The organism is uncultured Paracoccus sp. (assembly GCF_947487305.1).
Lineage (GTDB): Bacteria > Pseudomonadota > Alphaproteobacteria > Rhodobacterales > Rhodobacteraceae > Paracoccus.
On the sequence record NZ_CANKWH010000007.1, the window covers coordinates 205,100 to 222,160 of the forward strand.

Sequence of the window (17,061 nt, forward strand, 5' to 3'; positions counted from 1 at the left end):
GTCCCGATGCCCGGCCAAACGCCTCATCCCGCAATGAAATCGATGATCAGGAACAGCAGCGCAGACAGCAGCGCGGCTGCGGGCACCGTGATGACCCAGGCCGCAATGATGGTCAGGAAATGCGAGCGACGCACCAGCTTGCGGCGGCGGCGTTCCTCGGGCGGCAGCGGCGGATTGTCGGGCATCGCTTCGCGGGCTTGGCGCAATCGCCGCTCGGTATCCCATTCGCGGAAGAAGCCGACGCCAAAGACCCCGCCCACGGCAATATGCGTCGAACTGACCGGCAGGCCCAGCCAACTGGCGACGATCACCGTCAACGCCGCCGACAGCGCCACACAATAGGCGCGCATCGGATTGAGCTTGGTGATCTGGTTGCCCACCATGCGGATCAGCTTGGGCCCGAAAAGGAACAGGCCAAAGCTGATGCCGAATGCGCCGATCAGCATCACCCAGGTCGGGATGCCCACCGCATCGGTCAGCGCGCCCGATTGCGCGGTGGCAACGATGGCCGCCAGCGGACCCACGGCATTCGCCACGTCATTGGCACCGTGGGCAAAGCTCAAGAGCGCCGCCGAGACGATCAGCGGGATACCGAACAGCACTTTCAGCGACTTGTTGCGGTTCTCCAATCCGGCGGACTGGCGGCGGATCACCGGGATCATCACCGCCCAGGTCACGACGCCGATAACCAGCCCGGACAGCAGCGAGACGCCCATCGAGACATGGATCAGTTGTTTTAGCCCCTTCAGCACGAGATAGGCCGAGAACACCCCGGCCATGATGCCGACCAGCACCGGCACCCAGACCCGCGCCGCGGCGATCTTGTCGGGCTGATAGATGATCCGCGCCTTGATGAACCACAGGAAGGCTACGGCGATCAGGCCGCCCAGCAGCGGCGATATCACCCAGCTGGCGGCGATCGTGGTCATCATCGACCAGTTCACCACCCCAAGCCCGGCCGAGGCGATGCCCGCCCCCATCACGCCGCCCACGACCGAATGCGTGGTCGACACCGGCGCGCCGATCCAGGTCGCAAGGTTCACCCACAGCGCCGAAGACAGCAGCGCCGCCATCATCGCCCACATGAAGGTTTCCGGCGTGGCCATGGCGTCGGGTGCGACGATGCCCTTGGCGATGGTCGAGACCACGTCGCCCCCGGCAATCAGCGCGCCGGCGCTTTCGAAGATCGCAGCGATGGCGATGGCCCCGCCCATGGTCAGGGCATTGGCACCGACTGCCGGACCCATGTTGTTGGCCACGTCATTGGCGCCGATGTTCAGCGCCATATAGGCCCCGAACACCGCCGCGATGATGACGATCAGCGAATTGCCCGACAGGCCGATGGTCAGCCCGGCGATCAGCCCGGCCAGCAGGATGAAGACCAGCGCGATGCCCGGCGCCACCATCGGCCGCGCCGCATAGGCAGCCGCATTCTCCAGGGTCGAGAACCGGCCAAGGTCACGGTCCAGTGTCTCAAGATGGCGGGCTTCGTCGTCGATCCGGCTCATGTCGTTCCTCATGGTCAGGCCCTCGCCCTAGCAAATTCTGCCAATAGCGCAACAGTCCTTGGATCAACTGCCGTGCCGGCAGATTACTCCACCGACCCCGCGCGCACCTTGCCGATGCTGTAGCCGAAGGCCTGCTTGAAGGCGCGGCACAGGCTCGGCACGGTCTCGAACCCGGCGCGCAGCGCGATCTCCTGCAGGCTCAGATCGGTTTCGACCGCGAGATCGCGGGCGCGGCTGAGGCGCAAGAGCCGGTAGTAGCGGCCAGGGGCCATCTGCAATTCGTGGCGGAAGAGGCGGTTGAGGCTGCGTTCCGACAGACCGGCCTGACGCGCGAGGCGATCCAGCGGCAGCGGGCTTTCCACATGCCCCGCCATCAGATTCAGAACGGCCCGCAGCGCGTCCGAGCCGCGACCGCCCAGCAGCGCCGGGCCGCGCTGCATCTCGCGCTGGCGCGAGGCGTCATGCAGGAACATGGTTGAGACGTCAAACGCCGCCGTCGGGCCATAGCGGCTCTGGATGAAATGCAGGATCAGGTCCAGCGCGGTCGAGGCGCCGCCGCAGGTCCAGACCGTGCCATCGGCGACGAAACGGTCATGGCTGACGCGGATCTGCGGGAAATCTTGCGCCAGATCGCCCAGCACCTGCCAGTGGATCGTCGCCCGCGCGCCATCGAGCAGCCCCAGATCGGCCAACAGCCAGGCGGCGGTATCGGCGCCCACGATCATCCGCGCGCGACGCACGGCCTGCGCCAGCACCCGCCGCACCGGCCCCTCGGCATGGGCGCGAAAGCCATAGCCCGAGATCACCACCAGAAGGTCGCACGCTTCGATCCGCGCCGCCGGGCCGTCGGGGCTGACCCTCAGCCCGCTGGAACTTTCCACCGCAGCGCCATCGGGACTGAACACCTGCCATGACAGCGGATGAGCCATCTGGTCCCGAAGGGCACGCAAAGGCTCCAGCAGGCAGGCCAGCACCATGTTGGAGAAGCCATCATGGATCAGGACGGAAACGGTCAGCGGGCTCATTGGCAGGATAAGACAAGAATCTGGCCGGAACAGATAATCATGGATTCGGACCGCAGGCTAGTCTTCGCCGAAACAGGATCAGATACGGACCACGCCTGAATGCCCCTTGCCATGAATCGCGATGTCTTCATCACCTGCGCCGTCACCGGATCGGGTGGCACGCAGGATCGCAGCCCGCATGTCCCCCGCTCGCCCAAGGAAATCGCCGACAGCGCCATTGCCGCAGCCCGCGCCGGTGCCGCCGTGGTCCATTGCCATGTCCGCGATCCCGATACCGGCGCACCCTCGCGCCGGCGGGATCTCTACCGCGAAGTGACCGAGCGGATTCGCGATGCCGAGGTGGACGTGGTGCTGAACCTGACCGCCGGCATGGGCGGCGATATCGTCTTTGGCGGGGTCGAGGCGCCCTTTCCGGTGAACCAGCAAGGCACCGACATGGTCGGCGCGACCGAGCGCATGGCGCATGTGGCCGACTGCCTGCCCGAGATCTGCACGCTGGATTGCGGCACGATGAACTTTGCCGAGGCCGATTACGTCATGACCAACACGCCCGGCATGTTGCGCGCGATGGGCGGGATGATGACCGAGCTGGGGGTGAGACCCGAGATCGAGGCCTTTGACACCGGCCATCTGTGGTTCGCCAAGCAACTGGTCGAGGAAGGCACGCTGACCTCACCCGCCCTGGTGCAGCTTTGCATGGGCGTGCCCTGGGGCGCGCCGAACGATCTGAACACCTTCCTTGCGATGGTGAACGCGGTGCCCGCCGACTGGACCTGGTCGGCCTTCAGCCTTGGCCGCGAGCAGATGCCCTATGTGGCGGCGGCGGTGCTGGCGGGGGGCAATGTCCGCGTGGGCCTCGAGGATAACCTGTTCCTTGGCAAGGGCCAGCTGGCCACGAATGCGCAGCTGGTCGAGCGCGCCGTGACGATCATCGAGGGCATGGGGGGTCGGATCATCGGGCCGCAGGCGGTGCGCGACAAGCTGGGGTTGGTGAAGAGGGCGCCGAAATGATCTGCAAGGCGGCAATCATCGGTGGCGGGGTCATCGGCGGCGGTTGGGCCGCGCGCTTCCTGCTAAACGGCTGGAACGTGGCGGTCTTCGATCCCGATCCAGAATCCGAGCGCAAGATCAACGAGGTGATCTCGAATGCCCGGCGCAGCCTGCCCGCGCTCTACGACCGGCCCCTGCCCGCCGAGGGCAATCTGAGCTTTCACCTTGATCTGGCCGAGGCCGTGGCCGATGCCGACTGGGTGCAGGAAAGCGTGCCCGAGCGGCTGGACCTGAAGCACCGGGTTCTGGCCGCGATCGACGCTGCTGCGCCGGCCCATGCGGTCATCGGTTCCTCGACCTCGGGCTTCAAGCCGTCGGAACTGACGGCAGAGGGATCGCGCGCGCTGGTCGCGCATCCCTTCAACCCGGTCTACCTGCTGCCGCTGGTCGAGCTGGTGGGTGAAGGCGCCGATGCGGCGGCCGAAACCCTGCGCGGCATCGGCATGTATCCCCTGATCGTGCGAAAGGAAATCGACGCCCATATCGCCGACCGGCTGCTCGAGGCGGTCTGGCGCGAAAGCCTGTGGTTGGTCAGCGACGGCATCGCCACCACCGAGGAAATCGACGAGGCGATTCGTATGGGCTTTGGCCTGCGTTGGGCGCAGATGGGTCTGTTCGAGACCTATCGCATCGCTGGCGGCGAGGCCGGGATGCGGCATTTCATGCAGCAGTTCGGCCCGGCGCTGGCCTGGCCCTGGACCAAGCTGATGGACGTGCCCGAGTTCAACGAGGCGCTGGTGGACCAGATCGCCGGGCAATCCGACGCGCAATCCGGCCACCGGACCATCCGCGAACTGGAACGCCTGCGCGACGACAACCTGGTCGGCATCATCCGCGCGCTGAAACATTCCGGCAGCGGTGCGGGCGGCGTGGTGCAGGCGCACGAAACCGCCCTGCCGCTGCCCGAAACGGACGGGCTGCCGATCACGCTGGACCGACAGGTGCCGCAGGGCTGGGCGGATTATAACGGCCACATGAACGAGGCACGCTATCTCGAGGCCGGGGCCGAGGCGACCGACCAGTTCATGCGGATGATCGGCGCGGATGCGGATTACATCGCCGCCGGCAAAAGCTATTTCACCGCCGAAAGCCATGTCCGCTACCTGGCCGAGGCCCATGCCGGCGACCGGCTGACCTGCCGGACCCGGCTGCTGGATGGCGCGGGCAAGCGGATGCACCTGTTCCACAGCCTGGTCACGAGTGACGGAACGGAAGTGGCGACGGTCGAGACGCTCCTGCTGCATGTTGATCTTGGCACCCGCAAGACCTGCCTGCCCGAACCTGCCGTGGCCGAAGCGCTGGCGCGCCATGCCGCCGCGCAGGCCGGGCTGCCGCAGCCCGAGGGTGTCGGACGATTCGTCGGGCAGGCCAGATAAGGTTCTCGACCGAACCGGAATTTAGATCATAATGCCGCAAAAGGCAGAACAACGGGGAGACAACGAAAAATGACCAAGGAACTCGAGGCACTTGCCAGCCTCACCCGCATCGGCGCCATGTCCCGACGCGATTTTCTGGGCCGGGCCTCGGCGCTTGGCGTCAGCGCCGCCATGGCTGGTACCCTTCTGGCCGGCAAGGCGTCCGCGCAGCCGGTCAAGGGCGGCGTGCTGCAGATGGGTCTGGGCGGGGGCGAAAGCACCAACTCGCTCGATCCGGCGGCAGCCCTGAGCCAGGTGCCCTTCCACACCAGCCGCGCCCTGGGCGAGACGCTGGTGGATGTGAACCCCGATGGCAGCCTCGATTTCCGCATCGCGGAGGCGGTCGAGGCCAGCCCCGACGCCAAGACCTGGACCTTCAAGATCCGCAAGGGGGTCGAGTTCCACAACGGCAAGACCGTGACGCCGGATGACGTGCTGGCGACGATGAAGCGGCATTCGGACGAGAACACCAAATCCGGAGCGCTCGGCGTCATGCAGGGCCTCGCCGACATGCGCGTGGACGGCGACAATTTCATCGTCGAAACCACCACGCCCAATGCCGACCTTGCCTATCTGATGTCGACCTATCAGCTGGTGATCCAGCCGAATGGCGGGATGGATGACCCGGCGGCGGGCATCGGCACCGGCGCCTACAAGGTCACAGCGAACGAGCCCGGCGTGCGCTATACCTTCGAGAAGTTCGCCAATTACTGGGACAGCTCGCGCGGCCATTTCGACGGCATCGAGATGAGCGTGATCAACGATTCCACCGCACGCAACGCCGCGCTGCAATCGGGTCAGGTGCAGATCATCAACCAGGTCGATCCCAAGGTCGCGGGCCTTCTGGCGCGGGCGCCGGGGCTGCAGATCAAGAACGTCTCGGGCCGCGGGCATTACGTCTTCGTCATGCATTGCGACACCGCGCCCTTCGACAATCACGACCTGCGCATGGCGCTGAAACTGGCGATCAACCGCGAGGAGATGCTGGAGAAGATCCTGATGGGCTATGGCACGGTCGGGAATGACATCCCGATCAACAAGGCCTACCCGCTGTTCGACGACAGTATTCCGCAGCGGACCTATGACCCGGCCGCCGCCGCCGAGTTCTACAAGAAATCCGGCCATGACGGCAGCCCGATCGTGCTGAAGGTCTCGGAAGTGGCCTTCCCCGGTGCCATCGACGCCGCCCAGCTGTTCCAGCAAAGCGCCGCCGCTGCCGGCATCCCGCTCGAGATCGAGCGCTCGCCCGGCGACGGCTACTGGTCCGAGGTCTGGAACAAGGCCCCGTTCTGCGCCTCTTACTGGGGCGGGCGTCCGGTGCAGGACCAGATGTATGCCACCGGCTACCTGTCCACCGCCGACTGGAACGACACCCGCTTCAAGAACGAACAGTTCGACGCGCTGCTGCTCGAAGCCCGGGGCGAGCTGGACCAGGACAAGCGCAAGCAGCTTTACCGCCAGATGGCCGATATCCTGCGCGAGGATGGCGGCCTGATCCTGCCGATGTTCAACGACTTCGTCGAGGGCGTCAGCGACAAGGTCCAGGGCTGGGAGCAGAACGGCATGTGGGAGGTGATGAACGGCCTTGCCCCCAGCAAGTGCTGGTTTGCCTGACGGGCCGGCGCGGTGAACGCCCTCATCCTGAAAATCGTGGCTCAGCGCATTGCGCTGAGCCTTGTCATGCTGCTCATGGTCTCGGTACTGATCTTCGTCGGCACCCAGATCCTGCCCGGCGACGTGGCGCAGTCGATCCTCGGCCAGTCGGCCACGCCGCAGGCGCTGGCCAACCTGCGCGAGGAGCTGGGTCTGAACCAGCCCGCCTATCTGCGCTATGTCCAATGGCTCGGCGGGCTGTTGCAGGGTGATCTTGGCACCTCGCTGACCAATGGCCGCGACATTGGCGAGGCGATCGGCCAGCGCTTCGGCAATACGCTGTTTCTCGCCTCCTGCGCGGCGCTGATCGCGGTGCCGCTGGCGATCCTTCTGGGGCTGATCTCGGTGCTCTATCGCAACCGCTGGCCCGACAAGCTGATCTCGATCATCGCGCTGGCCTCGATCTCGGTGCCCGAGTTCCTGATCGGCTATATCCTGATGTTTTATATCGGCGTGCAATTGGGCTGGGCGCCCTCGGTCTCGATGGTGACCGAAGGAATGCCGTTCTTCGCCCGCCTTCACGCCATCGCCCTGCCGGTCGCCGTTCTGGTGCTGGTGGTGTTGGCGCATATGATGCGCATGACCCGCGCCGCGATCCTGAACGTGATGCAATCGCCCTATATCGAGACGGCCGAGCTGAAGGGCCTCGGCATGTTCCGCATCATCCGCAAGCACGCTTTCCCGAACGCCATCGCGCCGGTGGTCAATGTGGTGATGCTGAACCTCGCATATCTGGTGGTCGGCGTGGTCGTGGTCGAGGTGGTCTTTGTCTATCCCGGCATGGGGCAATTCCTCGTCGATCACGTCGCCAAGCGTGACGTGCCGGTGGTGCAGGCCTGCGGGCTGATCTTTGCCTCGGTCTATATCCTGTTGAACATGATCGCCGATATCGTCTCGATCATGGCCAATCCGCGGCTGAGGCATCCGAAATGAGGCGCATTCCCCTGTCCGCGCTGATCGGGCTTTTCATCACCGCACTGTTCTTCCTGACCGCGATCTTCGCCCCGCTGATCGCCCCCTATGGCGTGGCCGAGGTGGTGGGCGGGGTCTGGGACCCGCCCTCGGCCGAGCATCTTCTGGGCACCGACAATATCGGCCGCGATCTTCTCAGCCGGATGATCTATGGCGGGCGCACGACGATCTTCGTGGCCACCGCCGCCACCGCCATCAGCTTCATCACCGGCGCGTTTCTTGGGCTTTCCGCCGCAGTCATCGGCGGCTGGTTCGATCAGCTTCTGTCGCGCTTTGTCGATGTCGTCATGGCCATTCCGACGCTGATCTTTGCCCTCGTGGTGCTGTCGGTCATGCCCGTGACCATGCCGGTGCTGATCGTGGTGATGGGGCTTCTGGACTCGACTCGCGTCTATCGCCTGTCCCGTTCCGTCGCGGTCGATATCGAAGTGATGGATTATGTCGAGGCCGCGCGCCTGCGTGGCGAGGGCCGCTTCTGGATCATGTTCCGCGAGATCCTGCCCAATGCCCTGTCACCCCTTGTGGCCGAGATGGGCCTGCGCTTCATCTTCGCCGTGCTCTTCGTCTCGACCCTCTCCTTCCTCGGTCTGGGGGTGCAGCCGCCCGATGCCGACTGGGGCGGGATCGTGAAAGAGAACAAGGACGGCATCGTCTATGGCATCGGCGCGGCCCTGTGGCCGGCTATCGCCATCGCCGCGCTGGCGATCAGCGTGAACCTCGTCGCCGACTGGGTGCTGAACCGCACCACCAGCCTGAAAGGGGGCCGGGGATGAGTGACCCGCTTGTCCGCGTCCGCGGTCTGAAGATCGGCGCGACCATCCATCCGCCAGGCGAGCCGTCGCAGGATGTCGAGATCGTCAAGGGCGTCGATTTCGACCTCGCCCGCGGCAAGGTGCTGGGGTTGATCGGCGAATCCGGTGCCGGCAAATCTACCATCGGCCTCTCGGCCATGGCCTATGGCCGCGGCGGGGTGCGGATCACCGGGGGCGAGGTCTTCGTCAATGGCCGAGACATTCTGAGGCTGCGCGAAGGGGGCCTCAGGAAGCTGCGTGGGGCCGAGGTCACCTATGTCTCGCAATCCGCCGCCGCCTCGTTCAACCCGGCCAGGCGCATCCTGGCGCAGGTAACCGAGGCCGCCGTGCTGCATGGCAAGTTCAGCCGTCGCGAGGCCGAGGCAAGGGCGGTGGACCTGTTCCGCAAGCTGGGCCTGCCCGATCCCGAGAATATCGGTCAGCGCTATCCGCATCAGGTCTCGGGCGGGCAGTTGCAGCGCTGCATGACGGCGCTGGCCTTGTGCCCCCAGCCCGATCTGGTCATCTTCGACGAGCCGACCACGGCCCTCGATGTGACCACCCAGATCGACGTCTTGAAGGCGATCAAGGACGTGATCGCGCTGACCGGGGTGGCGGCGATCTATATCACCCATGACCTCGCCGTCGTGGCGCAGATCGCCGATGACATCATGGTGCTGCGCCACGGGAAAACGGTCGAATACGGCAGCACCGACCAGATCATCAACACCCCGCGCGAGGATTACACCAAGGCGCTGGTCTCGGTCCGCGAGATCGACCATCAGGAACAGCCGCCCGCCCCGCCGCCGGTCCTGTCGGTGCAGGGGGTCAGCGCGCAATATCGCGGCATGGACCGCGATGTGCTGTCGGGGATCAATGTCGACCTGTCGCCCGGCCAGACGCTGGCCATCGTCGGCGAAAGCGGCTCGGGCAAATCGACGCTGGCGCGGGTCATCACCGGACTTCTGCCGCCCTACAAGGGCCGGGTGACGTTCGACGGCCATGACCTGACGCCCGACCAGCGATCCCGCCCGCGCGAGGATCTGCGGCAGTTGCAGATGATCTATCAGATGGCCGATGTGGCGATGAACCCGCGCCAGACGGTCGAGACGATCATCGGCCGGCCGCTGGAATTCTATTTCGGGTTGAAGGGGGCTGAGCGGAGGAAGCGGGTGGTGGCGCTGCTCGACCAGATCGAAATGGGGGCCAAGTTCCTCGACCGCTATCCGGCGGAACTGTCGGGCGGGCAGAAGCAGCGGGTCTGCATCGCACGGGCGCTGGCCGCCGATCCCAAGGTCATCATCTGCGACGAGGTGACCAGTGCGCTGGACCCGCTGGTGGCCGACGGCATCCTGAAGCTGCTGCTGAACCTGCAGAAAGAGGCCGAGGTCGCCTATCTGTTCATCACCCATGACCTCGCCACAGTCCGCGCCATCGCCGATTCCATCGCCGTCATGCATCGGGGCAAGGTGGTCCGCTATGGGCCGAAAAGCGATGTCCTGTCGCCGCCCTTCGATGATTACACCGATCTTCTGCTGAGTTCGGTCCCCGAGATGCGGCTCGGCTGGCTCGAGGATGTGATCGCGCATCGGCGGATGGAGGCGGGCGGCGAATGACGCCGCTGACCGATCCCGAGGTTCTGGCCTTCATCGCCCGAACCGATGCCGCCTATCCGCCCGAGGCCTCCAGAGTCGGGGTGGCAGAAAGCCGCGCCTATTACGATGCGATGTGCAAGGTCTTCCGCGCGCCACGCCCAGAGGGCGTGACCGTCGAGGACCGCGTGATCGCTGACGTGGCGGTGCGGCACTACGATCCGGGGCATCCTGCTGGGGAGCGGCCCTTCGTCCTTTACCTGCATGGCGGCGGTTTCGTCCTGGGTGGTCTCGACAGCCATGACGATGTCTGCGCCGAGATCGCGGCCTCGACCGGCGCTGACGTATTCTCCGCCGATTACCGGCTGGCGCCCGAGCATCTCTATCCGGCGCAGCAGGATGACACGCGGGCAGTCTGGCAGGCGCTGACGACCGAGGGACGGCAGGGGGTGATCGTGGGCGACAGCGCCGGGGCCAATCTGGCGGCGGGGCTGTGCATCTGCCAGCGCGATCAGGGCGGGGCGATGCCGCTGGCGCAGGTGCTGATCTATCCCTGGCTCGGGGGCGACGAGCCGCTGGCGTCTTATGTCGAGAACCGCGACGCGCCGATGCTGACCACGGCGGATTGCCAGATGTTTGCCGCCCTCATCACCGGCGCCGATCTGTCGCTGATCCGCACGCGCGCGGATCTGTCACCACTGGTTGCTACGGATTTTTCAGACCTGCCGTCGGCGGTGATCGTGACCGCCGATCTGGACCCGGTGCGGGATGACGGGGCGGTCTATGCGGAAAAGCTGGTCGCTGCGGGGGGAAGCGCCGTGCTGCGCAACGAGCCGCAGCTGGTTCATGGCTATCTGAGGGCGCGGCATTTGAGCCGGCGCGCGGCCGAGAGTTTCGGCTTCATCTGCGCGGCGATTGGTGAGGCGGTCCAAAAGGGAAAAGAAAAACCCCCATCGCCTTAACGGTCGATGGGGGTTCGGTCTGGTTGAGACACTTGCGGTTGCGGTCGCATCTCAGATCTTGCTCACGATGCCGTCGATGTCGGCACGGACAAGGCCGATATCTTCCAGCAGGCGCTCGGACAGGCTGTTCAGTTCGTTGCGGGTCACGCGGCGGGCGTTCCAGGCGTTGAAGCGGGCGATCAGAGCAGCAACGGGGCTTTCGGTCACTGCTTCGGCGTAATGGGAAACCATGGCGGTCATATCTTTGGTCCTTCTCGTGTTCCACCCGGACCATCCGGGTCGTCTCACAGGATCAAAGATAGATGCTGCACCTGCACAATTCCAGACAGGCGCTCATCACATCAGAGCTCACGAACACCTCGTAAATTACTGATATTGAACGATTTACATTTTCTGCAATGCAGCATTATCGCTAACGCATAGCAGGAGTCCCGAAGTGACGCCGGGTCACGAATCCCGTCGCTGCCAGTCGCCCAAAGCTGATTGCCACAACGTCAGCGCCGCGACCGCCGCCGTATCCGCCCGCAGGATGCGCGGGCCAAGGCTGATGCGGTGGACGAAGGGCAAGGCCCTCAGCCGTTGCCGCTCACCCTCGGAGAAACCACCCTCCGGTCCGATCAGAATCGCCCAGGGCCCGCCGGGCAGGTCCGACAGCGGTGCAACTTCGCCCGCGGCCGCCTCGTCGGCCCAGAGCAGGCGACGCGAGGGATCCCAGCCATCCAGCAACTTCGCGAGCGACACGAGATTCTCGACCGGCGGGACGAAGGTGCCGCCGCATTGCTCGGCCGCCTCGACCGCATGGGCCTGCAGCCGGTCCTGGCGGATACGCTCGGAATTGGTGAAATCGGTCTGCACCGGCAGGATGCGCGCGGCGCCCATCTCGGCCGCCTTCTCGACGATGAAATCGGTCCGCGCCTTCTTGATCGGGGCGAAGATCAGCCAGAGATCGGGCGGATCGCGCTGCGGTGCCGTCTGCTCCACGGCCTCGAGAATACCGCCGCGCTTCCTGATATCGGCGACGCGGCAGCGCCATTCCCCGTCACGGCCATTGAAGACCAGAATCTCGTCACCCGCGCCAAGCCGCATCACCCCCGAGAGGTAATGGGCCTGATCCGCCTCCAAGGGGACGGCTTGTCCCGCAGCCAGCGGGTGATCTATGAACAGTCGAACCTTCGCCATGACGGGCCGACGCTATGCAAAGCCAGACGGAAACGCCAGTCCCGACCACGGTTGCACAAGCGGTGGCCGATGCCCCGGCGGGCAATTGGGTCGACCGCTATGCCCCGCCGGGCTGGCGGCCCTGGCTGCGGCTGTCGCGCGCCGACCGGCCCATCGGCACCTGGCTGCTGCTGCTGCCCTGCTGGTGGGGCATCGGGCTGGGGATGATGGCCACCGGGCCGCGCTGGTTCGACCTGTGGATCGCCATTGCCTGCGCCTTGGGCGCTTTCGTGATGCGCGGCGCCGGCTGCACCTGGAACGACATCACCGACCGCGACATCGATGGCAGCGTCGCCCGCACCCGGTCGCGCCCGATCCCCTCAGGCCAGGTGACACTGAAGGGCGCGCATGTCTGGATGGTGCTGCAGGCGCTGCTGGGCTTCGTGATCCTGCTGACCCTTGGACGCGCGGCGATCCTGCTGGGCGTGGCCTCGCTGGCGCTGGTGGCGATCTATCCCTTTGCAAAACGATTTACCTGGTGGCCGCAGCTGTTTCTGGGCTTCGCCTTCAACTGGGGCGTCATCCTCGCCTATGCCGCCCATACCGGGCGGGTCGATGCCGCGCCGGTGGTCGCCTGGCTGGGTGGCATTGCCTGGACCATCTACTATGACACCATCTATGCCCATCAGGATGCCGAGGATGACGCACTGATCGGGGTCAAATCCACGGCGCTGCTGTTCGGCGAGAACAGCCCGATGATTCTGCTGGGTTTCGCCGGGCTGGCGGTGGTGCTGCTGGCTCTCGCGATCGTGCTGACGGGTGATGGGCTGGTGATCGGGTTGATCGGACTTGCCGGATTTGCCGCACATCTTCTGTGGCAATGGTCGCGCTTTGATCCGAAAGACAATTCCGGCTGCACAAGGCTGTTCAGATCGAACCGCGACGCCGGGCTGATCCTTGCGCTGTTTCTTGCCGTGGCGGGACTCGTCTGATTGCGAAAAGTGAAGCGCGTGGCTAGATCAGGCAATCCCTGCAGCAGCTTGAAGGCTTGCACATGACCGATGCCCGGCACCGACCCTCGACCGCCCTTGCCACCATCGTGGTTCTTGCCGGGGCGGGTGGGCTGTGCTGGATGGCCGCCACCGCCACCGCCCGCTTCATCGAACAACGCTCTCTGCAGGATGTCAGCCTCGCGCTGCAGACCGGCGGCTATGCCTGGGCGAATGTGACGACGAACGGCCTGCAGGTGCAGTTGGAAGGCACCGCGCCAAGCGAGGTGCAGCGGTTCCGGGCGATGACTCAGGTGGCCTCGGTCGTCGACCCCAGCCGCATCGTCGATGCAATGCAGGTGGCGCAGGCCGAAGCCATCGAGGCGCCGAAATTCTCGGTCGAGCTGTTGCGCAATGACGAGGGCATCTCGCTGATCGGTCTGGTCCCGGCCGAGACCGACCGTCTGGCGGTGGTGCGCCTGCTGCAAAGCGAGACCGCCGCGCCGCAGGTGACGGACCTTCTGGAGGCCGCTGAGTTCCCCGTGCCCGAGGGCTGGGCCATGGCGCTGGATTTCGGCCTCGACGCGGCGCAACTGGCCCGCCGCGCCAAGATCTCGGTCGCCCCTGGTCTGGTCCGGGTCAGCGCCATCACCGACAGCCCGGCCGAAAAAGCCCGCCTGGAAACCGACCTGCGCCGCGCCAAGCCCGAAGAGGTGGTGTTGGTCAGCGAGATTTCGGCCCCCCGCCCGGTCATCGCCCCCTTTACCCTGCGCTTCGTCATCGACGACGAGGGCGCGCGGCTGGATGCCTGCGCCGCCGATGACGATGCCGCCCGCAACCGCATTCTGGATGCCGCCCACAAGGCCGGCGTGGCCGGTGCTGCCGGCTGCACCATCGGCCTTGGCACACCCTCGCCGCAATGGGCCGATGCCGCCACACAGGCCATCGCCGCCGTGGCGGAGATCGGCCAGGGCTCCGTCGCGCTGTCGGATGCCGACGTGTCCCTGTTTGCGCCGGCAACGGTGGACCGGGAAAAATTCGACGACGCCGCCGGCCGGTTGGAACAGGCGCTGCCCGCCGTCTTCTCGCTGCAGGCCGAGCGTGAACAGCCGGTCGAGGCCGATGCGGGTCCGGCAGAGTTTCTGGCCAGTGTCTCGCCCGAACAGACCCTCTACATGCGCGGGCGCATCACCGATGAACGCATGCGCGAGGCGGTGGACAGCTTTGCCAGCGCCCGGTTCAAGGATGTGGAAAGCACGCTGCGCACCGATGACGCCGTGCCGGGCGGCTGGACAGTGCGGGTGATCGCGGCGCTGGAGGCGATGGCCTCGCTGAAGAACGGCTCGGTCACGGTGACGCCGGATCTGGTGCGCATCACCGGCACCTCGGGCGACAAACATGCCTCGGGCAAGGCGGCGGCGACCCTGTCGCAGCGGCTTGGCGCGGGCGCGGCCTATGAGCTGGCGGTGCGGTATGACGAGCGGCTGGACCCGCTTCTGGGCCTGCCCACGGGCGAGGAATGCGTGGCCGGGCTGAATACCGTCATGTCGGAATCCGCCATCGGCTTCGAGCCGAACAAGTCGATCATCGCCGGCAATCCCACCGAAACGCTGGCCCGGCTGGCCGAGATCATGACCGACTGCGCCGATTTCCAGATCGAATTGGGCGGCCACACCGATTCGCAGGGCTCGGAAGGCTTCAACGCCGACCTGTCGCGCGCACGGGCCCAGGCTGTGCTGACCGCGATGCAGGGCGACGGGATGGATACCGGAAACCTGACAGCGCGCGGCTATGGCGAAAGCCAGCCGGTCGCCAGCAACGAGACCGAAGAGGGCCGTGAGGCCAATCGCCGTATCGAATTCCGCCTGCTGTCCGAGGTGCCAGTGAGGCGCGAACCCCTGCCCGAGCCGGAGGTTGTGTCGGGCGTGACCGAGGCACCTTCGACCCTGTCGGCCCCCGCAGCGACCGAAGACGACACCGGGCCGGGCGAAGGAACCGAGGCAGCGGCCTCCGAAGGCCAGACCGCTGCCCCGATAGGGCCGCAATTGCCCGAGGTCGCCACCACGACCGGGGCACAGGGGGTCTCGAGGCCCGCCGGTCCGCAGGTCCAGACCCCAGCCACGGTCGGCGCCGCTGAGAACCTGTCGCATCCGCTGGCTCTTGCGCCGCAGGCCGGGCTGGACGCCGACGAGGAAAACGCTAGGCTGCCGGTCCAGACACCCGACGACACCACGCCCCGCCCGGAACCCCGTCCCGAGGACGCGGCGAACCCTCCGCAGTAAGGCCCCGCACAGCCGATGAACCGCACCGAATTCATAACCGTCACCGCGATCATCCTGTTCACGGCCTTCGTGCTGGGCTGGTTCGCCAGCTGGCTGATTCACCGCCTGACCCGCCCCACCCGGGCCGATATGGGCGAGCTGGACAAGATGGCCCAGCAGTTGCACGAGGCCGAGGAACAGCGCGACGCGGCCATCGCCCGGCTGGAGGAGCGCGAGGCCGAACTGCGCTCGACCCTTGCCGGCACCGAGGCGGAACTGCGTGCGGCAATGGATGGGTTGCGCGAAAGCCGCTCGGAGATCGAGGAGCTGCGCGAATATATCGAACTGAAACTGGCCCGCAACCGCGCCAATCCCCCGCGCTGAGCGCCACCTTCGGTCAGGCAACGGAACTTCTTGCGGCCGGTGCGAAAAGAACACGAAAACCGCTTGACCCTGCCCGACGCCCGTCCTACATCCCCCGCACCCGTGGCGGAGTAGCTCAGCTGGTTAGAGCAGAGGAATCATAATCCTTGTGTCGGGGGTTCAAATCCCTCCTCCGCTACCAACATACATCTCAGTGCATATCAAATAGATCAAAAGCCTAGCAATTGCTGGGCTTGTTGTTGCGATACTGTTGCGGCGCGCTAGCTTTCGGACAGCGGTGCAATAGCTTTCGGACAGAAATTTTTCGTCAGGATGTGAGCTGGCGGCCTCAATCCTGACGGTCATTCAGCCGTCGGGTCAGCTCAGCGGCTCGATCAATTCCTCGCCGTCATCAGCCGCCCCGAAGCGCGCGATGGGATAGTGGCGCAGCTGCGCGCCGGCACCGATCTCCACGTCGTTTGAACCGCCCAGCCACGCCTCGCGCTCATCCGTATCGAGGATCACCGGCATCCGGTGATGGACCGCCGCGGCGGACGGGTTGGCGGCGCGGGTGACGATGGTGCAGGTCATGAGGTCGCGCCACGGGCTGGCCAGGCCGGCGAACCAGAGGGTGGCCTCGTTGCCGGCGGATCGGATGAAATGAGGCTGCTTGGGAGCCTTATCGCCGGTCCATTCATAGTACCCCCCGGCGGGGATCAGGCAGCGGCCGTGCTTCCATGCGGTGCGGAAGGTCGGCTTGGCCGCGGCCTCCTCGATCCGGGCATTGAAGGTGGTGGCCTTCCATTCCTTCGCCTCGGTGCCCTTGAACCAGGACGGAACGAACCACCAGCGCGCATAGCGGGGATCAGCACCAGCCGAGAAGATCAGCACTTCCTGCGTCGGCTTAACGTTAAATCTGCGCGGAATGGGGTCGATCTTCAGCTCCGAATATTCGACCTCTGTCCCGCGCAGATTGGGGTCGATGAACCGTCCACACATCGCTGAACCTCCCTGCGATCCCAGATCAGTATAGGCTGTGAGCCGGCGCGGTGAAGCGGCCCATCAGCGCACCATATTACTGATCCCAGGCCACCAGCCCGGTGCGGGCGTTCATCCAGGCATAGAGCTTGGCGCGCTCGATGTCGGTCGGCGGGCGGCTCGCGACGAGGAACAGCAATGGGCTGGACTGATGCGGCTGACCATATTGCGTTGACGACAGCTGGATAGACGTGCCGGCAACCGGGTATGTCGTTCCGGTGTCTGTCGCGGTCCTCACTCTGGCGCCGGACGGCAGGCCCTCCAATGCGACTGCCCGGATCTGG

General features: G+C 65.7%; 16 protein-coding genes and 1 tRNA gene. 11 read left to right on the plus strand and 6 right to left on the minus strand.

Going from position 1 to position 17,061, the window contains the following annotated elements:
• Positions 1-23 precede the first annotated feature (23 nt).
• Positions 24-1,508 (minus strand): inorganic phosphate transporter, encoded by a 1,485-nt coding sequence (locus tag Q1A36_RS11060; RefSeq protein WP_299843560.1) that lies wholly within the window; start codon positions 1,506-1,508, stop codon positions 24-26.
• An 83-nt stretch (positions 1,509-1,591) separates the two neighbouring features.
• A complete protein-coding gene (locus Q1A36_RS11065) occupies positions 1,592-2,533 on the minus strand; it encodes a helix-turn-helix domain-containing protein (RefSeq protein WP_299843563.1) in 942 nt (313 codons plus the stop codon).
• Between the two features lie 99 nt (positions 2,534-2,632).
• Here Q1A36_RS11065 and Q1A36_RS11070 point away from each other — a divergent pair, with 99 nt between their 5' ends.
• The 7 genes from Q1A36_RS11070 (at position 2,633) to Q1A36_RS11100 (ending at position 10,968) form a co-directional block, all read left to right on the plus strand.
• Complete coding sequence (locus tag Q1A36_RS11070; protein ID WP_299843566.1) at positions 2,633-3,544, plus strand: 3-keto-5-aminohexanoate cleavage protein; 912 nt, start codon at positions 2,633-2,635, stop codon at positions 3,542-3,544.
• Positions 3,541-4,959, plus strand: coding sequence for a carnitine 3-dehydrogenase (locus Q1A36_RS11075; RefSeq protein ID WP_299843568.1), 1,419 nt, complete (start codon positions 3,541-3,543; stop codon positions 4,957-4,959). Before Q1A36_RS11070 ends, Q1A36_RS11075 begins: the two co-directional genes overlap by 4 nt.
• Before the next feature lie 69 nt (positions 4,960-5,028).
• Positions 5,029-6,612, plus strand: coding sequence for an ABC transporter substrate-binding protein (locus Q1A36_RS11080; RefSeq protein WP_299843571.1), 1,584 nt, complete (start codon positions 5,029-5,031; stop codon positions 6,610-6,612).
• A 12-nt stretch (positions 6,613-6,624) separates the two neighbouring features.
• On the plus strand, positions 6,625-7,584 hold the full coding sequence (locus Q1A36_RS11085) for an ABC transporter permease (protein WP_299843574.1): 960 nt from the start codon (positions 6,625-6,627) through the stop codon (positions 7,582-7,584).
• A complete protein-coding gene (locus tag Q1A36_RS11090; RefSeq protein WP_299843577.1) occupies positions 7,581-8,396 on the plus strand; it encodes an ABC transporter permease in 816 nt (271 codons plus the stop codon). The genes Q1A36_RS11085 and Q1A36_RS11090 overlap by 4 nt, the downstream gene beginning before the upstream one ends.
• Positions 8,393-10,030 carry an ABC transporter ATP-binding protein gene (locus Q1A36_RS11095; protein WP_299843579.1) on the plus strand — a complete coding sequence of 546 codons (1,638 nt, stop codon included), beginning with the start codon at positions 8,393-8,395 and terminating at the stop codon, positions 10,028-10,030. Before Q1A36_RS11090 ends, Q1A36_RS11095 begins: the two co-directional genes overlap by 4 nt.
• Positions 10,027-10,968 carry an alpha/beta hydrolase gene (locus Q1A36_RS11100; RefSeq protein WP_299843583.1) on the plus strand — a complete coding sequence of 314 codons (942 nt, stop codon included), beginning with the start codon at positions 10,027-10,029 and terminating at the stop codon, positions 10,966-10,968. Before Q1A36_RS11095 ends, Q1A36_RS11100 begins: the two co-directional genes overlap by 4 nt.
• A gap of 51 nt (positions 10,969-11,019) precedes the next feature.
• Here Q1A36_RS11100 and Q1A36_RS11105 read toward each other — a convergent pair whose 3' ends face one another.
• Positions 11,020-11,208 carry a DUF1127 domain-containing protein gene (locus Q1A36_RS11105; RefSeq protein WP_299843586.1) on the minus strand — a complete coding sequence of 63 codons (189 nt, stop codon included), beginning with the start codon at positions 11,206-11,208 and terminating at the stop codon, positions 11,020-11,022.
• Positions 11,209-11,415: 207 nt separating this feature from the next.
• A complete protein-coding gene (locus tag Q1A36_RS11110; protein WP_299843589.1) occupies positions 11,416-12,147 on the minus strand; it encodes a 16S rRNA (uracil(1498)-N(3))-methyltransferase in 732 nt (243 codons plus the stop codon).
• Positions 12,148-12,161: 14 nt separating this feature from the next.
• Between Q1A36_RS11110 and ubiA the strand changes: the two genes are divergently transcribed.
• From ubiA to Q1A36_RS11130, 4 genes are all read left to right on the plus strand, one after another.
• On the plus strand, positions 12,162-13,118 hold the full coding sequence (gene ubiA, locus Q1A36_RS11115) for a 4-hydroxybenzoate octaprenyltransferase (protein ID WP_299843592.1): 957 nt from the start codon (positions 12,162-12,164) through the stop codon (positions 13,116-13,118).
• Between the two features lie 62 nt (positions 13,119-13,180).
• Complete coding sequence (locus tag Q1A36_RS11120; protein ID WP_299843595.1) at positions 13,181-15,397, plus strand: OmpA family protein; 2,217 nt, start codon at positions 13,181-13,183, stop codon at positions 15,395-15,397.
• Between the two features lie 15 nt (positions 15,398-15,412).
• Positions 15,413-15,760, plus strand: a complete 348-nt coding sequence (locus Q1A36_RS11125) for a hypothetical protein (protein WP_101753641.1) — start codon at positions 15,413-15,415, stop codon at positions 15,758-15,760.
• 104 nt (positions 15,761-15,864) lie between these two features.
• Positions 15,865-15,941: transfer RNA gene (locus Q1A36_RS11130), tRNA-Met, on the plus strand.
• A 176-nt stretch (positions 15,942-16,117) separates the two neighbouring features.
• On the opposite strand, the gene Q1A36_RS11135 is transcribed toward Q1A36_RS11130, so the two are convergent.
• Positions 16,118-16,738, minus strand: a complete 621-nt coding sequence (locus tag Q1A36_RS11135) for an SOS response-associated peptidase (RefSeq protein WP_299843600.1) — start codon at positions 16,736-16,738, stop codon at positions 16,118-16,120.
• A gap of 76 nt (positions 16,739-16,814) precedes the next feature.
• Positions 16,815-17,061: hypothetical protein (locus Q1A36_RS11140; RefSeq protein ID WP_299843605.1), on the minus strand; the 247-nt coding region annotated here is incomplete at its 5' end.

Coding starts and splice junctions, on each gene's coding strand:
- Q1A36_RS11120 (WP_299843595.1), top strand. CDS start 13,181: ATGACCGATGCCCGGCACCGACCCTCGACCGCCCTTGCCACCATCGTG.
- Q1A36_RS11075 (WP_299843568.1), top strand. CDS start 3,541: ATGATCTGCAAGGCGGCAATCATCGGTGGCGGGGTCATCGGCGGCGGT.
- Q1A36_RS11100 (WP_299843583.1), top strand. CDS start 10,027: ATGACGCCGCTGACCGATCCCGAGGTTCTGGCCTTCATCGCCCGAACC.
- Q1A36_RS11060 (WP_299843560.1), bottom strand. CDS start 1,508: ATGAGCCGGATCGACGACGAAGCCCGCCATCTTGAGACACTGGACCGT.
- Q1A36_RS11090 (WP_299843577.1), top strand. CDS start 7,581: ATGAGGCGCATTCCCCTGTCCGCGCTGATCGGGCTTTTCATCACCGCA.
- Q1A36_RS11125 (WP_101753641.1), top strand. CDS start 15,413: ATGAACCGCACCGAATTCATAACCGTCACCGCGATCATCCTGTTCACG.
- Q1A36_RS11095 (WP_299843579.1), top strand. CDS start 8,393: ATGAGTGACCCGCTTGTCCGCGTCCGCGGTCTGAAGATCGGCGCGACC.
- ubiA (WP_299843592.1), top strand. CDS start 12,162: ATGCAAAGCCAGACGGAAACGCCAGTCCCGACCACGGTTGCACAAGCG.
- Q1A36_RS11105 (WP_299843586.1), bottom strand. CDS start 11,208: ATGACCGCCATGGTTTCCCATTACGCCGAAGCAGTGACCGAAAGCCCC.
- Q1A36_RS11110 (WP_299843589.1), bottom strand. CDS start 12,147: ATGGCGAAGGTTCGACTGTTCATAGATCACCCGCTGGCTGCGGGACAA.
- Q1A36_RS11065 (WP_299843563.1), bottom strand. CDS start 2,533: ATGAGCCCGCTGACCGTTTCCGTCCTGATCCATGATGGCTTCTCCAAC.
- Q1A36_RS11080 (WP_299843571.1), top strand. CDS start 5,029: ATGACCAAGGAACTCGAGGCACTTGCCAGCCTCACCCGCATCGGCGCC.
- Q1A36_RS11135 (WP_299843600.1), bottom strand. CDS start 16,738: ATGTGTGGACGGTTCATCGACCCCAATCTGCGCGGGACAGAGGTCGAA.
- Q1A36_RS11070 (WP_299843566.1), top strand. CDS start 2,633: ATGCCCCTTGCCATGAATCGCGATGTCTTCATCACCTGCGCCGTCACC.